Consider the following 19,936-nt stretch of genomic DNA (forward strand, 5'->3'; position numbering starts at 1 on the left):
CCCACAGCTTTAAGCTGGTAAGGCCCCTCAGAGATGATGAGGTGGATAGGTCTGGAGTGGAAGCGCGGTGACGCGTGAAGCGGACAGATACTAATCGGCCGAGGGCTTAACCCAAAGTCAGCGGACAGAAGGAAAATAGACGTGCTGTATCTTTCGTTACCGGTTTTGAGGGGTCGTCCGACCCCGGGTGATTTTCAGTCTGGCGGTCATAGCGAAGAGGTCACACCCGTTCCCATCCCGAACACGGTCGTTAAGCTCTTCTGTGCCGATGGTAGTGGGGGGTTGCCCCCCTGTGAGAGTAGGTCACTGCCAGGCAAATGAAAATACGCACTTTTCTCTAATGAAAAGTGCGTATTTTTTTTTTGCGATGAAACGGCCCAGTTACCTCAATGTTGCCTCGCAACACCAAATAGAGGATGATAAAAGGTGCAGAATCCCTTTGAGTTGCTTTTTTCAGGTTCATGAATGAGTTTCAGGATAGAAAGTGTGAAATGCTACGGATGACCGTATGATAAGTAAGAGTAACGATGTTCGTAAGTGTTTTTCGAAAGCTATTATTTTCCTCTGATGGTAATCAGACTGAACTGACTTTGATTGAACAGTCGTACAGGCAAAACGCTGGTACCCAGCCCGCTGTCTACATAAAGAAACTGATTCGGATGAAGTTTGAATAGTCCTTTATCCAGTCTGGGAAAGAAGCCCTGGCTCGGGGCAATAAGAGCACCGATCAATGGAAGCCTGATTTGTCCACCGTGTGTATGTCCGCTCAGAATCAGTTCGGCCGGAATATTCGGGTATTCTTCTGTCACGGCCGGATCATGGGCAAGGAGAATCGTATATTGACTTTTGTCCACATTCCTGAAGGCTTTATCCAGATCCTCATGATCTGTTGAGGGATCGTCGACCCCGACCAGGTTTACCGGTACACCGTTTGCCACAATCTGCGTCTGTGTATTGTTCAGCAACCTGACTCCACGCTCCTGAAGCCCTTTCAGCAGGAGGTTGTATTTCGGGTTTGTCCAGTCATGATTTCCTGAGACGAAGTATATATTTTTATTTTTAGTGCTGATCCGTTCAATTAATGAAAAAACAGGGGTGAATGAACGGGTATTTGTATTAATCAGGTCGCCTGTAAGGACAATGGCGTCAGCATGCGTCTTTTCCACTGCAGTTATGAAGGACTTATTGTTTTTTCCAAAAACTTTATCATGCAGGTCGCTGATCTGAACAATCCTGATCTCGGATCCTGAGTGTATTTTATCACTCTGAACAGTGACCCGATTCATTTTGAAAAATTGGGTATCATGATAGATTTTGAGAAGGAAAGAGAGTAATAACAGGAAAAAAATGACAAGTCCCATTCGTTTAACCACAAATAGCCTCCAGATGGTAAGATACGTTTATTGTATCATCTGCCGGGAAAAGTCGCAGGCACAGAAGGTATCAGATCATTCATTTGTTGTTCACACAGAGTTGTTAAGATATGATTTATTCAATAAAATTATTTACCGCTTTTTGAGAGATTGGAGATGCAGGATTTGATCCGTTTATCAAAATACTTCCGGCCTTATTTACGGGCGGCGGTCCTTTCCGTGGTTTTTGTTTTTCTGCAATCCCTTGCTAACCTGTATCTGCCGACTTTGATGTCGGATATTGTCGATACCGGTATCGTTAAGGGGGACATGCCTTACATTTATAAGATGGGTGTCCTCATGCTGCTCGTGACGCTTGTGGCCGGGGGGTTCACGGTCGTCTCAAATTATCTGGCTTCAAAAGCGGCAAACGGCTTCGGACGTGATTTGCGAAATGAAATGTTTTCACATGTCGAGACGTTCTCCCTGAAAGAGTTTGATCAGGTCGGGACAAGTTCACTGATCACCCGGACGACCAATGACATCGCCCAGATCGAACAGGTCTTTATGATGATGCTTAAGCTGATGACCATGGCACCGCTGATGTGTATTGGCGGGATTATTATGGCGGTATACAAGGATGCTCAATTATCTCTTGTTTTTATTGTCGCCCTGCCGCTGTTGATCGCCGGGGTCGTTGTTCTGGCGAAATGGGCTATTCCGCTTTTTAAACAGATTCAGAAAAAAATGGACCGAATGAATCTGGTGCTGCGTGAGGAATTGACGGGGATCCGCGTCATCCGGTCGTTCAATCGGATAAAGCATGAAACAAAACGGTTTGATACGGCTAACCGGGATATGATGCAAACATCGATCCGGATTAATCAGATTATGGCCGCGGCGCTGCCGGTGATGATGCTGATTATGAACCTGTCGTCGGTTGCGATCGTCTGGTTCGGCGGGCTGAGAATTGACCAGGGTGCGATGCAGGTCGGAGATCTTATGGCCTTTATTCAGTACGCGATGATGATCATGTTTTCTGTCCTGATGGGGGCCATGATGTTGATTATGGTTCCGCGGGCGCAGGTGTCGGCTGTGCGTGTCAATGAAGTGCTGGACATTCAGCCGGACATCCGTGATGCCGGCAGGACGAAAGACTATCCGGCGCCGGCCGGTGACCGTGGTGTAACATTCAAAGATGTAACCTGCCGTTACCCTGGAGCAGAAAAACCGGCCCTTTCCGATATTTCTTTCACCGCTCAGCCTGGAGAGATGACGGCAATTATTGGCGGGACAGGTGCCGGAAAGTCGACATTGCTGAATCTGATCCCCCGGTTTTTCGACGTGTCGGAAGGCAGCGTAAAAGTAAACGGGACGGATGTCCGCGAGATGCGGCTTGAGGACCTGCGAAGTTTGATCAGCTATGTCCCGCAGAAAGCGGTCCTGTTCAGCGGAACGGTAGCAGAAAACATCCGTTATGGGGACGGTTCGGCGGCAGATGTGTCGGTCAGGGAGGCGGCACGTGCAGCGCAGGCAGATGAATTTATCAGTCAAATGCCTGACGGATATGATTCGGTCATTGCTCAGGACGGTAAAAATATTTCCGGTGGCCAGAAGCAGCGGCTCGCAATCGCCCGTGCCCTGATCAGAAAAACCGATATCTATTTACTGGACGACAGTTTCTCGGCACTCGATTACCGGACGGGTGCAAAACTGCAGAAAGAGCTGAGACATATGACGGAGTCGGCTGTCCTGATTATTGTCGCACAGCGTATCAGTACAGTGCTCCATGCCGACCGAATCATCGTTCTGGATGAGGGTTCGGTGGCCGGAATCGGAACGCATCAGGAATTAATGGAAACCTGCCCGGTTTACCGGGAAATTGTATCATCGCAGGGGAATAAGGAGGAGCTGGCATGAGTAAAAATCAGTCTCCAGGCGGCCGTCGCCACGGAGGTGGCCATGGGACCATGCACCTGCCGCTTCAGAAACCAAAGCATTTCAAAAAAACGTTCAACAGACTGCTGGGTTACCTGAGGCCGCATGTGGGGGTTCTGATCACTGTTTTTGCCGCCGCTGTCCTGAGCACGCTATTTTCGATCCTTGCACCGAAGCTGATGGGTGATGCCACCACCCGGCTTTTTGAAGGGATGATGAACAAAATCCGGGGCGTACCGGGCGCGCAGATGGACTTCGATTATATCTGGAATATTGTCGTCACCCTGATTGTTCTGTACGTACTCAGTTCTCTGTTCATGTATGTGATGCAATATCTGATGAGTGGCGTTTCACAGAAAATGGTCTACACCCTGCGCAGGCAGGTCAATGAAAAACTGGCCAGACTGCCGGTTCGCTATTTTGACACGCATCCGTATGGGGATGTGCTCAGCCGGGCGGTCAATGATTCGGAGAACATCAGCAATACACTTTCGCAAAGCCTGACCACCTCGATTACTTCAATTGTCACCCTGCTCGGTGTGCTTGTGATGATGCTGACAATCAGTCCGCTGCTGACGGTTGTTCTGCTTGTGACGATCCCGCTCAGCCTTGTAGGTATAAAAGGGATCGCCGGCCGGTCGCAGCTCTATTTCAAACAGCAACAGGAACGAATCGGCAAACTGAACGGGCATGTCGAAGAGATGTTTACCGGTCACCAGGTGGTCAAAGCATTCAACCGCGAACCGCAGGCGATTAACACGTTCAAAGAGATCAACGGCAGCCTGTACCACTCAGCATGGAAAGCCCAGTTCCTCTCAGGAATCATCATGCCGATGATGATGTTTATTGGAAACATCGGTTATGTGCTGATCTCTGTGGTCGGCGGTATGCTCGTGATTAACCGTACGATTCAGATTGGCGACATCCAGGCATTTATTCAATATGCCCGGCAGTTCGGCCAGCCGCTGAATCAGATTGCGAATATCTCGAACATTATCCAGTCGACGATTGCTTCAGCGGAACGGATTTTTGAAATCCTGGATGAAGAGGAGGATACCCCCGATTTGCCGGAACCGGCAGTTTTGCCGGAACCGAGAGGACACGTCCGATTTGAACAGGTTTCTTTCCGGTACAAAGCCGATCAGCCGCTGATCGAACAAATGAACATCGATGCAGCTGCCGGTTCATCCATTGCCATTGTCGGTCCTACAGGTGCCGGAAAGACGACGCTGATTAATCTGCTGATGCGTTTCTATGACTGCGATGCAGGGCGAATCACTATTGACGGTGTGGATATTAAGACATTGCAACGGGATGCGCTGCACCACCTGTTCGGGATAGTCCTTCAGGATACCTGGCTGTTCAGCGGAACAATCCGTGAGAACATTGCCTACGGACGCGAGAAAGCTACAGAAGAGGAGATTGTCCGTGCGGCCGCTGCCGCGCATGCCGACCATTTCATCCGGACACTGCCTGATGGTTATGACACAATCATTAATGAGGAAGGCTCAAATCTGTCGCAGGGGCAGAAACAGCTGCTGACGATTGCCCGGGCACTTCTTGCGGATCCTGTGATCCTGATTCTTGATGAAGCCACGAGCAGTGTTGATACCCGGACGGAGGTCCATATACAGAAAGCCATGCAGACTCTCATGAAAAACCGTACAAGCTTTGTCATCGCACATCGCCTGTCGACGATCAGAGAATCCGATCTGATTCTGGTCATGAACCATGGACATGTTGTTGAACAGGGTACGCACACCACTTTACTTGACAAAGGCGGGTTTTATGCTGATCTGTACAACAGCCAGTTTGAAAACAATGATCAAAAGCAGATTACCGGATAATAAATGAAGAGAGAGTTTCCAGGCTGAAAAATCCCGCTGCTTTTTTTAAAATAGTGGTTTACAATGACATCAGTTGTATTACACTTTTTAACGGGTGAAAAAAGGCTGATTGGAATGAGACAATAAAATGGTGAAGAAAATCATTTTTACAGGTGGCGGATCAGCAGGTCACGTTACACCGAATCTGGCGCTGATTGACCGGATGAAGGATCAATGGTCGATTACCTATATGGGATCAAAAAACGGTATTGAAAAAAAACTGGTTGAAGCGCATGGCATTGATTACCGGGGCATTTCAAGCGGAAAATTGCGCCGTTATTTTGATATGAAAAATTTCAAGGATCCGTTCAAGGTTTTTGCCGGTGTCATGCAGGCCTATTTTATCATAAGGAAAATCAGGCCGGATATCATTTTTTCAAAGGGCGGGTTTGTTTCTGTCCCGGTTGTGATCGGCGGCTGGATGAACCGGGTTCCTGTTTACATTCATGAATCGGATATAACGCCCGGGCTGGCTAATCGTATAGCGATGCGGTTCGCAACCAAACTGTTTGTGACATTTGAGGAAGCAGGCAAACATTTTCCGGCAAGTAAAGTGGTCTACTCCGGTGCACCCATCCGCGACAGTCTGAAAAAGGGGCGCAGGGAAGCAGGTTTCCGTTTTCTCGGGTTTCAGTCGAATAAACCGGTGTTACTTGTCATGGGCGGCAGCCTTGGAGCAAGGGCGATCAATGACGCCGTACGCACCTCTCTTCCTGACCTGCTGAAAGATTATCAGATTGTCCATCTTTGCGGGAAAGGGAATGTCGATGATTCTTTGAACATGACGGGGTACAGACAGTTTGCTTTTATTGATAAAGAGCTGCCCGACGTGATGGCCGCCTCAACGATTATTTTATCCCGGGCCGGTTCGAATGCGATTTTTGAATTTCTCGCTTTAAAAAAACCGATGATCCTTGTACCGCTGCCCCTGAGGGCGAGTCGTGGCGACCAGATTCTGAATGCTGAATCATTCAGAAAAAGAGGATTTTGCAAAGTGCTTGATAATGATACGCTCACTCCTGAGAAGCTGCAGCGGACCCTCACTGACGTATACAAAAACCGCTACGCATACAGAGATCGGATGATGCGGGCAGCAAATGCAACGAATGGTATTGAAAATATTCTGGGGCAAATCAATCGGATATAATCAGAAAAAGCGGTCGGAACTTCCGACCGCTTTTCTTCAATTTGTACCGCTGAGACTGATGTGTTTTTTCCGGGCAGGCACCTGACTGAAAATGCACCATAGAATGCAAGTAAGGATCAGGATGAATAGATTACGAGAAATCAGGTTATCCTGTGACAGGAGGTGGCATCAACTATGGCAGAAGAGGCACACGCCCCGATTCATGAAACATGTATGATCTGTAATCAACTGAAGTCGGAAGGTCTGCATATCGGAAATCAATTAATCTGTGATTCCTGCCGGAGAACGATTGTGAAGACGGATGTAACGGACTGGAAATACGGTTTTCTGATTAAAAAACTGTCTCAGCTGAACCTGATTGATCAGACAAAGGAAACAACAAAATGATCCGGTAACAGAGAAGCATCCCCGCAACAAAAGGCTTCTCTTTTTTACTTTGAAAAAAGGATCAGAAGAACCGGGCGAAGGGTTTCTTTATCAGAAGGAAAAGAGGAGGGAATCTTGTCAGATATGTCCGAAAGTGTGTATTTTTTGATAAACTTAAAATAAGATTCCAAAGATTACCGGATGGGCCGGTTTCCTTCCGGGCGGTGCTAAAGGCAGGTGTTGCTGATGTCCCGTTCATTTCATCATGTATTTGTCATTCATAGGCGCCTCATCTGTCTGATCCTCTCGTTTGCGGCGTTTCTGTATTTTATTTTCCTGATGTTTCAGTTCCCCTATGCCGGCATTCATGTGAAGTCGTCGGACGGACGCGTGCTGGTAGAAAGCAGTGATCATCTTGGATGGACAGGCAGCCGGCTTCAGGAGGGGGATCGTCTGCTCTCTGTGGACGGACAGGCAGCAGCAGACAGAGGGCAGGAATCCGGAAACGGTGAAATCCGTCATGCACAGCATCTGGAATGGCTGCATAACGGGGAGAGGCAGACGCTTTCCTTCAGCCCGGCCGGCTCCCCTGAAGGATTGATCATCCACTTTCTTTTCCCCGTCCTGTTCTTTGCCTTATGTCTGGTCCTGGCTGCCTTTATGCTCGCCCGCGGGCAGGGGGCAGGTGTATCTGTCCTGATCATTTTTCTTTCGCTCATCGGGCCGGTATTTACGGCGATCAGTGCGGCTTCCGGACTCAGGGAGAACGGGCCCGTGCATCTCTTTATTCTTTTTTCCTTCCTGATCAGTCCGACGCTGATGCTGCACTATCTGAATCAGTACGGCCAGTCCCGGCATCTTCATTTGTTTTCTGACCGTTATTTATTGATCCAGTATGTGCTTTCCGCAGCAGCTTTTATAGTGGCTGCCGTCCTGATGCCAGCGGGTCATCCGCTGTCTGTTGTGCTCACAGCGGGTGCTGCCTTATTTCTTTTCCTGCTTGTTCCCTTGTTTTATCAGCTCTTCACGGCTGAAACTAAAGCATCCCGGATACTGCTTCAGGTGCCGGCTGCCGGGGTGACCGCTGCGCTGCTGCCGTTCGTGATATTTTATGGGCTGCCAGCGCTGCTGTTGAAGCAGGAAGTGATCACATGGCAGTGGACGATGCCCTTTCTTTCCCTGATTCCTCTGACGTGGTTCTATCTTTCTGTGTCTGACCGATTTATAGATGTTTCCTTTGTAACGGGCAGGCTGGTTTATTGCGGGACGATTGGTGCGGGTGCAGCAGTGCTTGTGTCGGGTGTTTTTTCCATGATGGCGCAGAACGGCAGTGCATATGGCTCCATGGACTGGATCAGACTGGCGTTTGCTGTCTGGACGATTGTTACGATGACGCTTTATTTGAAAGAATTCCTGGATTATTCACTGAGAAAAAGACTGTATCCTAAACGGCAGGATTACCAGACCAGCCTGAACCGCTTCCTGCAGTGGATGAAGATGGATCCGGACACCAGCGGACTTGGGAAAATCCTGAAAAAAGAAATTGAGGCATGTCTTCCCTTTGAGAACGTCAGGCTGATTCGAGAGGGCCTAACTGGCGAAAAATCGCCGGTCATCGATGGAAACAGGGTCTCCCTGTTCACCGAACCGGACAGAAAAATCGCATTCAGTAAAAAAGGATTCTCGGCTCTGCTTTCAGCCGGACATTCGGAAGACATCACACTTGCAGGAAGCTGGAGCGGACCGAGAACCCGGCTGAATCCCGACGAGCGCTCATGGCTGGCGACACTGATCAGTTATGCTCAGATTGCCACTGAAAACCTGAAAAATACGAAAGAGCTGCTTGCTGAACTCAGACAGCCGGTCCGGGAAGGCAGGGCCCTGCCGATCACGGTGAAGAAAATGATGGTGCGCATTTCTGAACAGGAGCGAAAGGAGCTTGCCAAAGATCTCCATGACCATAATCTGCAGGATCAGCTCGCTTTCGCCCGTGATATGGACAGCTGGAGGGAGTGGACTCAGGACAGGAAGCTCGGGCACTTTCTCGGCTACATCCGGGAACAGGTCCTGGACAGTGTTTACATCCTCCGCCAGGTCATTTATGAAATCCACCCTGAATTTATCTATCGGGCAGGTTTGAAGAAATCACTTGATGAACTGTTTGAAAAAGTAAATTTACGCGGGGATTTTGTTCTGGAAACGTTTATCGATGATCGGACGGCGATGCTGCCGAAAGAATTTGAAATGACTGTGTACCGGGTGGTTCAGGAACTGTTAAATAATGCCATGAAACATGCCGGGGCGAAACGGGTGACCCTGCGCCTGAGTAAAGAAGGAAACGAATTTGGCTTGTATTATGAAGATGACGGCGTGGGCATGGATGTATCAAAAGTCGGTCAGTCCTTTGGTACAATGGGTTTCCCCGGGATGATCGGCAGAGTGGAGGGTATAGGCGGCCGGATCGTGATCCGGTCTCAGAAGGGCAAAGGGCTTTCAGTAAAAATACGCTGGCCGGCAGATTGATACGAGGGAGGCGGGAGCATGCAAAACGAGATCAGCCGTCAGCTGCAAAAGCACTTGTTTTTTATCAGTATGATCACAGTCATCGTACTTGTTCTGCATTTTACGATCAGTATTATTGACAAGCCTTATATAGGTGTCTATACAGAACACACTGATCAGGGGTATACAGTTCAAAGCGTCGCTCCTTTCAGCTGGGGCAGTTCCGCCCATATCCGGCCGGGTGACCGGATACTGTCCGTTGACGGAAAGTTACCTTCAAAAGTAAAAAGTATGACCGCATACGAGATGATCGGACAGGCGGGACATATCGATCTTCTGCGGGAGAATGAGGTGATTCGCCTGTCTGTTGATCAGTCGGTTTCGAAATCGGCAATGTTTTTCTTTCTGGTCATTCCCGCCGCTTTTTTCCTTATCTGTTTTTCGTTCGCCTGTTTTCTGCATATGAAAAAGGAGATAAATCCGGCGGTACCCGTACTGATCGCCCTTCTGATCGTTGTCTCACCGCTTTTGCTTGAGATGTCGGCTAATGCGCGACATGACAGCTGGAGTCTGAAAGTCACCAGCTTTTCCCTGGTTTTTACATTGATTCTCCTGGTTCATTTTATGCGTGTTTATTTCGGATCTTTTGGCTTTTTCCTGTTGTCTCGATGGCTGCTGGGCTGTCTGTATCTGTGTGGCGGATTAATTGTTCTTCACAGTATTTTTATCGAGGACAGGTCGGTCAGTGCCTATTATCCTCAGGAACTGATTTTTTCGGTTTTTGTTTTTCTTTTGCTGTGCGTCCTTTTGGCAAGGCTGTACAGGCGGATCGAAGGATCGGAATACAGACGGATGATTCAGCTGCTGATGGCAGGATTTTTTCTCACCCTTTTTCCCTTTGTTGCTTTCTATGCTTTGCCGAACATGCTTACCGGCACGTCGCCGCTTCCTGTTGAATGGACCACACCTTTTGCACTGCTTCTTCCTCTGACCTTATGCATTCCGGTTCTCTCCGGTGTGTTTATTGATATGTCGTTTGAGATTAGCCGGCTCGGCTATTACAGCCTGCTCAGCTTCTGCATGACGCTTGTGACTCTGAGTGTTTTTCTCATATTCATAAGGGAGCAGCTTGCAGGCAATCCGGGAGAGATTATGAGTCTCGGGATCCTTGTTTTCAGTACCGGGATTCTGGCTCTTTATGTCAGGGAGTATCTGGATCACTGGCTGAGAAAGCATGAAGGTGCCGAAAAAAGAGCGAGGCAGGAGAGCCTGAACCGTTTTCTGCAATGGTCGAAAACAGAATACACGCTGGATCATGTGGCCCTTATGCTCAGGGAAATAGTGACCTCCCATCTTCCCGCGCTGCATGCGGAGGTGGTCAGAATCGGCAGTGACAAGGAAGTCCGGACGCTAAACGGGAATAAAAACCGGATAACGGAGTGGACCAGCCGTCTGCAGGATCATACAGAGCCAGTCAGTGGCATGTGGAAAAGCCCTTCCGGTATGGCTGTTTTACTGAAGCAGCGAAAGGATGAAAATCTGCTGCTTGTCTGTATCTGGCGAAAGCCGGTGAAAATGCTCAACCTGGAGGAGCGCATGTGGCTGGAGACCCTGCTGAACTATGCGAAAGTTGTGATTGAAAATCTGGATCAGACGGACCGGCTGCTGCATGCGCTCCGCAGGATGGAAACGGACCGATCACGTATTCCGCCTGAAATGAACCGGTTTCTGTTTTCATTATCGGAGTATGAACGAAAGCAGCTGGCAAGAGATTTACATGATACCGCCGTCCAGGATCAGCTGGCTATTGCCCGTGAAATTGATATGAAAATAAGAAAGACGGAGGATGCGAAAATAAAGGGCATGCTCACCTATGCCCGGGAGCGGGTGCTGGACCTTGCCGGAGATCTGCGAAAAATCATCCGCGCCTGGTATCCTGAACCCGCATTAAAAAAAGGACCTGGTCCGGCTCTTAACGAACTTATTGAACAGGTCAGCCTGTCGGCAGGCTTCTTTCTGGAGACCCATATCGACCCGATCCCGAAAGGTTTGAAGAGAGAAGGGGCCCTCTGCCTTTATCGCGCGGCGCAGGAGTTATTAGATCATGTGGCAGCTCATACTGGTGCCCGGCATGTTTTCCTGGCTGTCCGGTTTGATGGAGCGCACGTCCTTCTGATTTACCGGGACGATGGAGCCGGTATCGATGACAGTCAGATTGATCCTTCCTTCAGTACGATGGGCCTTCCGGGTCTGATCAGCCGAGTAGAAGGGCTGGGCGGATCCATCAGGCTGACGCAGGCTCAGGAAAAGCCGGCGCCGGGCGGACTGGCTGTCCGGATTGATCTGCCGGCGGGTAATGATAATAAATAACGAGGTGTGAAAGATGACATCGGTATTAGTCATGGATGATCATGCTGTTGTAGCAAGAGGGACGCAAACGGTGTTAAAAGCGGCGGGATTTAACGTAGTGGCGCTGCCGCCATCGGGCGATCTGGCTGCTGAAGTCAAAAGGCATTATTATAAATTATATTTGATAGACCTGAATATGCCGCAGATGGACGGCCTTGAAGCAACAGATCTGATACTGGATCTTGATTCGGAAGCTAAAGTATTGATATATACAGGTTATGAAAATGAAATTGAGCCTTTATTTGAAGAAATGGTTGACCGCGGGGTGTCCGGCGTGATCAGTAAGTCGGCCTCTATTGAATCTCTCGTCGCTGCACTTCGGGCCGCGCTCCGTGATGAAGTGCTGATGCCGATGTGGCTTTTCAGAAAACTTGCAATCAGTGAGAAGGCCATAGAAAGCGCGACAAGAGTCCATTTCAACCATCTGGAGAAAGATATTATGTCTGCCGTAATCAGCGGGCAGACCAACCGGGAAATTGCGAAGTCTCTTCTGATCGGCCAGCGGACGGTAGAAAAGTATCTGACCGGCATTTTTCAGAAGCTGGGTGTACATTCACGGGTTGAAGCCGCGGAGAAGATTAATCGGGAAGGTATCCTGCTTACCCCTCGCAAGGAGCCCGGGATAAAGTGAAACCTTTAATCAGTGGGGTGTCTTCATCCCCCACTGATTAAAGGTGCGTCGGGCGGCAGCCAGGTGGTGAAAGTCCGCTGCAGGCCTTGAACGTAGGAACTGCGAGCCAAAGGCCAAGGGTGTCCATCGTGAGATGAAGGCTTTTCTCACTCCTGCCCGGTGCATTAAATTTTGATGCGATCGTTAAATGTCCAGTGTTGCCGATAATAAGCCATTTCCCAGAACATCCATTCTAATTCGCAACTGCGTAAGAAGACGTGTTCTGCCTGATCCAATGCTTTTGTTGATGCTTTCCCGGCTTTTTCATTCAGGCGTCGGAACAGTTCTTCGGCAAAGGCCAGTTCACCATTTCCATAAGTGCCATAGAACGTAATCCAGTCTTTGAACGGATGGTTTTCCAGAGATGGATGTTGCTCCACCAACCGTTTCCCGATTTCCCAATACGTCCAGGGACAAGGGATTAAGCAGGCTAAAATATCAAGTAAACTTCCGTTAACTCCCTGGTCGAGCATATGCTCTTGATATAGAAGAGTGACAGGCGCGATTTTACCTTCTTTCAATGTGTCATATGAGAGGTTTGCGACCTGGCATAAATTTTCATGAGCCATGTTTTCACTATGCAATGTGTAATCAATCTGCTCTTTAAAAAAATCCATGTCTTCACGCGTTTCAGACTTGATAATGGCGTAAGCATAAAGCTTCACAAAGGCATTAAGGTATTGAAAGTCTTGTTGCACATAAAACGTAATGGCTTCTTTTGGCAATGTTCCACTTGCAATGCCTTTCACAAAAGGATGGTCAAAAATCTCATGTAAAATGGGTTTGGCCTTTTGTTTTAACCGCTCTGAAAATAACATAGGATCCCTTCCTTCCATGTAATAAATGAATAAAAAATAAAGAAACCACTTTCATAAGCAGAAAGTGGTTTACAAATATGCATCGTAACGTAGATATAAAAATAGAATGCAAGTTTAGCCACTTTCCTACGCCAGTATGATCTGGTTCAGGTTCAAAGGGTCTCGGCGATACCGATCTCAGCTAATGAAAGCTCCCCCAGCGAGATTAACAGATGAATTTACGTTTAGTATAACATACTTTCCGGCAAGGTATAGAAGAGGTAAGTTTTACAGTGAAGGGGTGAAGAGAATCACGTCCGGTTTAATGCGGGGAAAATGGACATGCATCTGAATCGATTCTAATGATTTGAACCCATCGGACTGCTGCGGGCAGTGATCCCCCACTCTGGCCTCGTTTACCTTCATGACCCTGAGGTGGTGCTCGTTCAGGCGGGATAAAAGGGAGAACATCTTAATAGACGTACAAGAAAAGAGCAAGATGCGGGATATGCGTGATCCCGCATCTTTTTTGCGCTATTCCGCACGAAGTGTGCGGGTTGCTGCGGACGGATCTGTATTATGATGAAAACAGGAGCAGTGATTAGTGATGACTGCAGATAATCATGAAAGTTTCCTTGAGAGGCAGGGGGGAGAATCCTGAGACATCTTCTTGAACCTGATATTCTTGATTTCTTTATAGGTTACGGTACAGTCCTTGGTGTATGCCTCCTCTGGGAAAAATTAACAAAAAAACATCTGACCTTTAACCGCGGGATCTTTCTGTCACTTCTTGCGGGTTACCTGGTGTTTACGTTTCTGCTTACCGTTCAGCCGGTTTCGTCCGGAACAGATACATGGTATCAATGGCGGCCCTTTCTGACCATTTCATCTTCTCTTCACAGCGCCGGGGGGCACTGGCTTCTTTTCTGGCAAATCGTTCTTCCGATCCCGTTCATCTTTTTCACCGGCTTTGCGACGCGTGGCCGTCTGACTTTTTTTAAACTGATGATAACGGGTTTCACAGCCTCCCTGGGTGTTGAGATCCTGGTTTTTCTGCTGAATGGCATCCCGCGGTTTCCTGTCCATCCTTTTGATGTCGATGATCTCATCCTGAATGCCTGCGGTGTACTGATCGGTACCTCCGCGTTTCGTATTCTTGGACGGCAGGCCTGGATGAGGCAATATATCACCGATATCATGTCATGGCAGGAGGATGACAGAAAAGCGAAGGCATATACCGGAAATTTCATCGATCGGAAGTGACGCCCATTGAAACGAATCCTGATGTTTCTTATTGGCCTGATTCTGTTCAGCTGCGGACTGTTATGGATGACAATCGACCGCTCCAGCCAGGCCTGGGGTTTTCTGCTGTTTATCTTCGGCCTCCTGGTCATCGCCCGGGCCGAATTCCTGACTCAGCCGGGTCCGGGCAGTAAAAAATGAATGCTTGTTTTCGTGCACCGGTCACCTGCCTGCAGGTGGCTGGCTTTTTGTCTGTTATGGTAGAATAAACGTATGAAAAAAGTGCATTTCAGATGGATAAAAATATATTCTTTTTAGAGGCAAAAATATGGATCAGACATGTACGCCTGTATTTGATGGCTTACTTCAATATCATACCCGTCAGGCGTTTTCTTTTCATGTTCCCGGTCACAAAGATGGGTTGATCTTCCCGGAGAAGGCGGCGCCGTATTTCAGACCGCTCCTTGCTTTAGATGCAACAGAGGTGGCCGGTCTCGACGATCTGTATCATCCGGAGGGGATCATTCGGGCGGGGGAGGCGCTTCTGACCCAATATTATCAGTCCCGGGCGAGTCTGTTTCTTGTAAACGGGTCTACTGTCGGGAATCTGATCATGGTTCAGGCGGCCTGTCACGAAGGAGATACCGTTCTGGTTCAGCGGGACAGCCATAAATCAGTTTTCCACGCGCTCCGTCTGGGCCATGTCCGGCCTGTATTTCTTGCTCCTTTTCGAGACAGGAAATCAGGGCTTACAGCAGGTGTTGATCCGCGGGCGTGGAAAGAGGCGCTTCGGAAGTATCCCCAGGCAAAAGCAGTGATTCTGACCTATCCGAATTATTATGGTATGGCCCCGGACATCGCGGGTCTGATCCGGGAGGCCCACGCGCATGGCATGACCGTGCTGGTTGATGAAGCCCACGGCGCACATTTTCACCTGGGTCATCCTCTGCCACCAAGTGCACTGGATCTGGGCGCGGATCTCGTGGTTCACTCTGCCCATAAAATGCTGCCGGCGATGACGATGGGCGCCTGGCTGCATGTCTGTTCACAGCGTGTATCGACAGAGAGCGTACGGGAAGCAAGAGAAGCGTTGCAGACGTCCAGCCCTTCTTATCCGATTATGGCTTCTCTTGATCTGGCCAGATACGTACTGGCTAATCTGGACAGACTGAGACTTGATCATATTCTTGAATGCCGAAACAGGTTCGTCCGCGGACTTGAGAAGATCGGGAAGGTCCATGTCCTTAAGGCTGATCCGGGCTATTATCGGGTTGACCCGTTTAAGATTACACTTGATGCAGGGCCGGATGTGAACGGATACGACTGGCAGAAGCGGCTGATTGAGTCCGGGATTTATCCTGAGATGGCTGATTCAGAGCATGTTCTTTTGACACTGGGTCTGACCGATCGGATCCCCCTGGATGCCGCACTTACCGGCATTCGTGAGAGCCTTGAGGAGCTGCATCCTTTTCATCGGAGGAAAGATCCTGAACCCGTACGGTTCCAGCTATGTTCAACGCTTGCCGGGACATACAGTGAACTTTCAAAGACTGAGAAGCAGGATACCGCTCTGAATCTTGCCGAAGGACAGGTTGCGGCGGAATATGTCATTCCCTATCCTCCGGGTATACCGGTGATCATAAAAGGTGAACGGATTACCCGGGCACAACGGGAACTGGTCGAACGACTGGTTCGTGAAGGTACTGTTTTTCAGAATGATGGCATCACAAAAGGCAAAATAAAGATCTATAAAGCAGGGGTATTATGAGCAGGGACAAGGGACTTTTTATTACTTTTGAAGGACCGGACGGAGCCGGAAAAACGACACAGATTCATAAACTGGCCCGAATGCTTGAGACGCAGGGGGTGTCGTTTGTTCTGACACGTGAACCGGGAGGAACGGCGATCGGCGACGAAATCCGGTCCATGATCCTTGATCCGGCTCATCAGGCGCTTACAGACAGGACAGAGATTCTGCTGTACGCCGCGTCACGCAGTCAGCATGTTGAAGAAAAAATTATTCCGGCTCTGAAATCCGGTCAGGTGGTTCTCAGTGACCGGTTTGTTGATGCCTCCATCGCTTACCAGGCTTACGGACTGGGTCAGCCGGTGAAATGGGTGCGCGAGGTCAATCGATTTGCAACAGGGGGTCTGACTCCCGACAGAACCTATCTGATTGATGTATCCCCGGAGGCAGGCAGAAAGCGGATGAAGCAGCGGAGCGGGGCACCGGAGACCGGTGCGACGCAAAGAGCTGATGAGCTGGACCGGGTCGAGAGGCGGTCACTTGCCTATCACCAGCGTGTACGGGAAGGATTTCAGAAGATCCTTCAGGAAAATGAACAACGCATTTGCCGAATAAACGGTGAACAGGCGGCAAATGAGGTTTTTCATGAAATATGGGAGGATTTCCGCTCCTTATGGACACAATTCAAAAAAACGGATTGAAAGGGTGGTTCTGGTGAAACTGGTGCTGGCGGTTGTTCAGAAAAAGGACAGTTCGGGTTTGCAGGAAGCACTTGTTAAAGCTGACTTTCATGTCACGAAGCTTGCTTCCACCGGCGGGTTCCTGCGTGCCGGAAATACCACGTTTATGATTGGGACAGACGATGAGAAAGTTGAAGGACTTCTGGAGCTGATTCATAATCACTGCCGAAGCAGAATGCAGATCATGTCGCCAATTTCTTCATTAGACAGCATCACGGACGGGTACATGATGCAACCGGTTGAAGTAGAAGTTGGCGGCGCCACTGTGTTTGTGCTGGATGTCGACCAGTTCAGGCATTTTTAAGGAGGCGTCTAAGGTGTCGATTAAGATCGGTCAGGAAAACCGGGTGACAGAGAAAGCAGCCGGTCGGGGGAGAATAACAGCAAAGCTGAACGGTTCATTCAGCCGCACGCTCGCTGCAGGACAAGAACACCTGAATGCTGAAGCGTTGAAAACACTGATGCGTCACGTAGATGAACAGGCTGCCCGTGTTTCCGGGTCCCGGACGGTGCATGATCTGCAGCTGTATAAGAAGCTTGTGCGTTCCTTCATGCAGGAAGCTGTACGCCAGGGGCTCGATACCGAACGATTCCGTTCCTGGCAGAATGGCGGCGCGAGGCAGACCCTTGTCAGGACAGTGGACAAAAAACTGATGGAACTGACGCATGACCTGCTAGATAAAAACAAAAAACAGCTTGATCTCCTGGATCGTCTCGACGAGATCCGCGGGATGCTGATAAATTTATACATTTAACTTCTGACCGCGCCGGGTTGTGTAAGACGGGAGAGTGGGTGATGCAAATGGACTGGAAAAAATTACAGAAACAGCAGCATACAGTGGCACGTGTCCTTCAGCATGCCATCAAAAGGGACGAACTGGCCCATGCTTATTTGCTGGAGGGGGCAGCCGGAACCGGTAAGGGCGAGACGGCCCTGCTTGTTGCCCAGACGCTTTTCTGCGAGTCCCCGGTAGAAGGGGAACCGTGTCTGTCCTGCCGCAACTGCCGGAGAATTGCTTCAGGTAATCATCCTGATGTGATCCGGATCCGTGCGGGGGAGGGCGCCCAGTCTATTAAGAAAAATCAGATTGCTTTACTGCTGAAGGAGTTTTCTTACAGAGGCGCAGAGTCTTCACGAAAAATTTTTATCATTGAAGATGCAGATAAACTGACTGTTCAGGCGGAAAACAGTCTTCTGAAATTTATAGAGGAACCCCATCCGGGGACACTTGCCCTGCTGACAACCGATCATGTTCACCAGCTGCTGGACACGATCATCTCCCGCTGCCAGGTTCTAAGCTTTATTCCGCTGTCGGATCAGGCTGTTGCAGAGCAGCTGGAAAAAGATGATCAGCCGCGCCGGCTGGCTCGTCCGGCGGCGCAGCTGACGCATGATTTTAACGAGGCACAGAAATTGTGCCATGATGAATGGTTTGCGAAGGCACGTTCGCAAGTGCTACAATTAACACAAAGACTGGGCAATACTGCAAAACCGGTTTTACCTTTTATCTATGAAAAATTTATTCCTGAATTTGATGATGCTCAAAAACTGGCCGTCGGTCTGGATTTACTGCTTTTCTGGTATAAGGATCTTCTGTCCTTTCAGACGGGGCGTCCGGAGCAGGTAATCTATGAGGATCAGTCTGAAGCACTGAATGCACAGATGATCCGAATCTCTCCGGATCAGACCATCCAGGCGATGACCCTGATTTTTGAAGCCGGAAAACAGCTTGATGCACATGTTAACGGACTCAGTGTCATGGAACGGCTTGTAATCAAATTAGGAGGTATTTATTCAGCATGAAATACGATATTGTCGGCGTTCGATTTAAGAAGGCCGGTAAAATATATTATTTTGACCCGGAACAGCTGGCTATCCCGGAAGGGGCACAGGTCGTTGTGGAGACCACCCGGGGTGTGGAATGCGGCAGGGTAGTCATTGGAAGAAAGACAGTAGATGAAGAAGATGTTGTACTCCCCCTGAAAAAAGTTATTCGGGTGGCCACAGATTCTGACAGACTTCAGGTTCAGAAGAATAAAGAGGATGCAGAAGCAGCCATGGATATCTGCCTGCAGAAAATTTACAACCACCATCTGGAAATGAAGCTGGTGGATGCTGAATATACATTTGATCGAAATAAAATTATCTTTTACTTTACAGCCGATGGCAGGGTAGATTTTCGTGAGCTGGTCAAGGATCTGGCTTCCGTGTTCAAAACAAGAATAGAACTTCGTCAGATTGGCGTACGTGATGAGGCGAAGATGCTCGGTGGTATTGGCCCGTGCGGAAGGATGCTGTGCTGTTCGACATTTCTGGGCGATTTTGAGCCAGTTTCTATTAAAATGGCAAAGGATCAGAATCTGTCGCTGAATCCGGCTAAAATATCCGGCGTCTGCGGGCGCCTGATGTGCTGCCTTAAATATGAAAATGATCAATATGAATCGGCGAAACAGGCTTTACCGGATATCGGCCAGTCGATTCGTATCCATTATGGACCGGGACGCGTGGTCGGTCTCAATATTCTGGAGCGGCTTGTTCAGATCGAACTGAAAGAACAGAACAAGGTTGTTGAATACACATTAGATGAACTGATTGAAGAAGGAGCTATATCTCCTGCTAAATAGAGGTGGATGAACTTGGAGAAAAGGGACATTTTCTCGCAAGTCAGTCATTTGGAAGAGCAGCTGGGCCAGGTTTATGTGGACTTCGGAAACCTGAAGGCACAACTGACCGCACTTCTGGAGGAAAATAATAATCTGACGCTTGAAAACCGTAATCTGCGGAAACGGATAGAATCCGAAAAAAAGCAGCAGGTAGCCGAATATTCCGGAGATGACCGGTCACAGGGTCCGGATGTGGGTGAAGGATATGATAATCTGGCCAGACTGTATAAGGAAGGGTTTCATATCTGTAATCTGCATTACGGCAGTGTGCGTAAGGACGGAGACTGCCTGTTCTGTCTGTCGTTTCTGAACAAGAAATAGGGGTCCCGCGTTCGGCCGGCTAAATAGAGTGAAACTTCAATCAGTGGAGGTTTTTCGGGTGCACAGGACGCCCTCGTTTTTAGCCTGCGCCCATCCTCACTGATTGTTCGTTGATTCCATTCGGCCGTTGTGGGCAGGTTCTCCCCGCGCCCGGG

18 protein-coding genes, 2 rRNA genes and 1 riboswitch are annotated in these 19,936 nt (G+C 49.0%); of the genes, 18 read left to right on the plus strand and 2 right to left on the minus strand.

All coding sequences use genetic code 11. From position 1 onward, the window contains the following. Positions 1-114, plus strand: a 23S ribosomal RNA gene (locus EWH91_RS10135); the annotation flags it as partial. 84 nt (positions 115-198) lie between these two features. Then, positions 199-315 (plus strand): 5S ribosomal RNA (gene rrf, locus EWH91_RS10140). A gap of 239 nt (positions 316-554) precedes the next feature. Here rrf and EWH91_RS10145 read toward each other — a convergent pair. Then, a complete protein-coding gene (locus EWH91_RS10145; RefSeq protein WP_240697332.1) occupies positions 555-1,373 on the minus strand; it encodes a metallophosphoesterase in 819 nt (272 codons plus the stop codon). 165 nt (positions 1,374-1,538) lie between these two features. Here EWH91_RS10145 and EWH91_RS10150 point away from each other — a divergent pair, with 165 nt between their 5' ends. From EWH91_RS10150 to EWH91_RS10180, 7 genes are all read left to right on the plus strand, one after another. Continuing rightward, positions 1,539-3,272 carry an ABC transporter ATP-binding protein gene (locus EWH91_RS10150; protein WP_129929980.1) on the plus strand — a complete coding sequence of 578 codons (1,734 nt, stop codon included), beginning with the start codon at positions 1,539-1,541 and terminating at the stop codon, positions 3,270-3,272. Further along, on the plus strand, positions 3,269-5,137 hold the full coding sequence (locus EWH91_RS10155) for an ABC transporter ATP-binding protein (RefSeq protein ID WP_129929934.1): 1,869 nt from the start codon (positions 3,269-3,271) through the stop codon (positions 5,135-5,137). The genes EWH91_RS10150 and EWH91_RS10155 overlap by 4 nt, the downstream gene beginning before the upstream one ends. Before the next feature lie 130 nt (positions 5,138-5,267). Next, on the plus strand, positions 5,268-6,323 hold the full coding sequence (locus tag EWH91_RS10160; RefSeq protein ID WP_206184323.1) for an undecaprenyldiphospho-muramoylpentapeptide beta-N-acetylglucosaminyltransferase: 1,056 nt from the start codon (positions 5,268-5,270) through the stop codon (positions 6,321-6,323). Positions 6,324-6,497: 174 nt separating this feature from the next. After that, on the plus strand, positions 6,498-6,710 hold the full coding sequence (locus tag EWH91_RS10165) for a sigma factor G inhibitor Gin (protein WP_129929936.1): 213 nt from the start codon (positions 6,498-6,500) through the stop codon (positions 6,708-6,710). 225 nt (positions 6,711-6,935) lie between these two features. Further along, positions 6,936-9,212, plus strand: coding sequence for an ATP-binding protein (locus EWH91_RS10170; RefSeq protein WP_129929937.1), 2,277 nt, complete (start codon positions 6,936-6,938; stop codon positions 9,210-9,212). Between the two features lie 18 nt (positions 9,213-9,230). Next, positions 9,231-11,561 carry a histidine kinase gene (locus EWH91_RS10175; protein WP_129929938.1) on the plus strand — a complete coding sequence of 777 codons (2,331 nt, stop codon included), beginning with the start codon at positions 9,231-9,233 and terminating at the stop codon, positions 11,559-11,561. Positions 11,562-11,574: 13 nt separating this feature from the next. Beyond that, positions 11,575-12,231 carry a response regulator gene (locus EWH91_RS10180; RefSeq protein ID WP_129929939.1) on the plus strand — a complete coding sequence of 219 codons (657 nt, stop codon included), beginning with the start codon at positions 11,575-11,577 and terminating at the stop codon, positions 12,229-12,231. Positions 12,232-12,395: 164 nt separating this feature from the next. Here EWH91_RS10180 and tenA read toward each other — a convergent pair whose 3' ends face one another. Then, positions 12,396-13,088 carry a thiaminase II gene (gene tenA / locus EWH91_RS10185; protein WP_165364303.1) on the minus strand — a complete coding sequence of 231 codons (693 nt, stop codon included), beginning with the start codon at positions 13,086-13,088 and terminating at the stop codon, positions 12,396-12,398. Between the two features lie 106 nt (positions 13,089-13,194). Continuing rightward, positions 13,195-13,296: riboswitch (TPP riboswitch) on the minus strand. 575 nt (positions 13,297-13,871) lie between these two features. Here tenA and EWH91_RS10190 point away from each other — a divergent pair. The 9 genes from EWH91_RS10190 to yabA all read left to right on the plus strand — a co-directional run bounded on the left by EWH91_RS10190 (position 13,872) and on the right by yabA (position 19,781). Continuing rightward, on the plus strand, positions 13,872-14,330 hold the full coding sequence (locus tag EWH91_RS10190; RefSeq protein WP_165364304.1) for a VanZ family protein: 459 nt from the start codon (positions 13,872-13,874) through the stop codon (positions 14,328-14,330). 6 nt (positions 14,331-14,336) lie between these two features. Then, complete coding sequence (locus tag EWH91_RS14490; RefSeq protein WP_165364305.1) at positions 14,337-14,510, plus strand: hypothetical protein; 174 nt, start codon at positions 14,337-14,339, stop codon at positions 14,508-14,510. 127 nt (positions 14,511-14,637) lie between these two features. Further along, positions 14,638-16,077, plus strand: a complete 1,440-nt coding sequence (locus EWH91_RS10195; protein WP_129929942.1) for an aminotransferase class I/II-fold pyridoxal phosphate-dependent enzyme — start codon at positions 14,638-14,640, stop codon at positions 16,075-16,077. Beyond that, a complete protein-coding gene (gene tmk / locus EWH91_RS10200; protein ID WP_129929943.1) occupies positions 16,074-16,757 on the plus strand; it encodes a dTMP kinase in 684 nt (227 codons plus the stop codon). The genes EWH91_RS10195 and tmk overlap by 4 nt, the downstream gene beginning before the upstream one ends. Before the next feature lie 13 nt (positions 16,758-16,770). Next, complete coding sequence (locus EWH91_RS10205; RefSeq protein WP_129929944.1) at positions 16,771-17,100, plus strand: cyclic-di-AMP receptor; 330 nt, start codon at positions 16,771-16,773, stop codon at positions 17,098-17,100. A gap of 13 nt (positions 17,101-17,113) precedes the next feature. Beyond that, a complete protein-coding gene (locus EWH91_RS10210) occupies positions 17,114-17,551 on the plus strand; it encodes a YaaR family protein (RefSeq protein ID WP_240697333.1) in 438 nt (145 codons plus the stop codon). A 41-nt stretch (positions 17,552-17,592) separates the two neighbouring features. Beyond that, positions 17,593-18,600 (plus strand): DNA polymerase III subunit delta', encoded by a 1,008-nt coding sequence (gene holB / locus EWH91_RS10215; protein WP_240697334.1) that lies wholly within the window; start codon positions 17,593-17,595, stop codon positions 18,598-18,600. Then, positions 18,597-19,421 carry a PSP1 domain-containing protein gene (locus tag EWH91_RS10220; protein ID WP_129929946.1) on the plus strand — a complete coding sequence of 275 codons (825 nt, stop codon included), beginning with the start codon at positions 18,597-18,599 and terminating at the stop codon, positions 19,419-19,421. Before holB ends, EWH91_RS10220 begins: the two co-directional genes overlap by 4 nt. A gap of 12 nt (positions 19,422-19,433) precedes the next feature. Beyond that, a complete protein-coding gene (gene yabA / locus EWH91_RS10225; protein WP_129929947.1) occupies positions 19,434-19,781 on the plus strand; it encodes a DNA replication initiation control protein YabA in 348 nt (115 codons plus the stop codon). The last annotated feature ends 155 nt before the right edge of the window (positions 19,782-19,936 follow it).

It is taken from the genome of Sporolactobacillus sp. THM19-2 (genome assembly GCF_004153195.1).
Lineage (GTDB): Bacteria > Bacillota > Bacilli > Bacillales > Sporolactobacillaceae > Sporolactobacillus.